Here is a 343-nt window from a genome sequence, read left to right as displayed (position 1 = left end):
CCTTGAGCCACTTGGGTACTTCTCTATAAATATGGCTCCGCAGGTAGGACTCGAACCTACGACCGATCGGTTAACAGCCGATAGCTCTACCACTGAGCTACTGCGGAACAATTATGGTGGGCCTAAATGGACTCGAACCATCGACCTCACGCTTATCAGGCGTGCGCTCTAACCAGCTGAGCTATAGGCCCATAATTGAAAAGCGGGTGAAGAGAATCGAACTCTCGACCAGAGCTTGGAAGGCTCTTGTTTTACCACTAAACTACACCCGCATAAAATTGAAAATGGTGAGCCATGAAGGATTCGAACCTTCGACCCTCTGATTAAAAGTCAGATGCTCTAC

3 tRNA genes are annotated in these 343 nt (G+C 48.4%); all 3 read right to left on the bottom strand.

What is annotated here, in order from left to right:
• Nucleotides 1-32 precede the first annotated feature (32 nt).
• Nucleotides 33-107 (bottom strand) — tRNA-Asn (locus tag MR167_RS31975).
• Between the two features lie 7 nt (nucleotides 108-114).
• Nucleotides 115-191 (bottom strand) — tRNA-Ile (locus MR167_RS31970).
• 10 nt (nucleotides 192-201) lie between these two features.
• Nucleotides 202-272 (bottom strand) — tRNA-Gly (locus MR167_RS31965).
• Nucleotides 273-343 lie beyond the last annotated feature (71 nt).

Origin of the sequence: Bacillus cereus group sp. BfR-BA-01355 (assembly GCF_022663675.1) — a bacterium.
Lineage (GTDB): Bacteria > Bacillota > Bacilli > Bacillales > Bacillaceae_G > Bacillus_A > Bacillus_A thuringiensis_S.
Note: the sequence above shows the minus strand (reverse complement) of the source record. Positions and strands in the feature narration are given on the sequence as shown.